Annotated in this window: 1 protein-coding gene; it reads left to right on the top strand. The window is 49.4% G+C overall.

What is annotated here, in order from left to right:
* Positions 1-20 precede the first annotated feature (20 nt).
* Positions 21-239, top strand: a 219-nt coding sequence (locus F0U47_RS23080) for a 50S ribosomal protein L19e domain-containing protein (RefSeq protein WP_223162888.1), incomplete at its 3' end; no start/stop codon positions are given.

Here is a 239-nt window from a genome sequence, read left to right as displayed (position 1 = left end):
TTGGATCTCACCGTGTCAGGATGAGTTCCCTCAAGCTGCAGAAGAGGCTTGCAGCCTCTGTTATGCGATGTGGTAAAAAGAAGGTGTGGTTGGATCCAAATGAAATCAATGAGATCGCAAACACCAACTCCAGACAGAACATCCGTAAGATGATCAAGGATGGTCTCGTCATCAAGAAACCTGTAGCAGTCCACTCCCGTGCCCGTGTCCGCAAAAACACAGAGGCACGTAGAAAGGGC

Origin of the sequence: Nocardioides antri, assembly GCF_008373765.1 — a bacterium.
Lineage (GTDB): Bacteria > Actinomycetota > Actinomycetes > Propionibacteriales > Nocardioidaceae > Nocardioides > Nocardioides antri.
The sequence above is the reverse complement of the archived record's forward strand: the minus strand, read 5'-3'. Positions and strand labels throughout refer to the sequence as shown.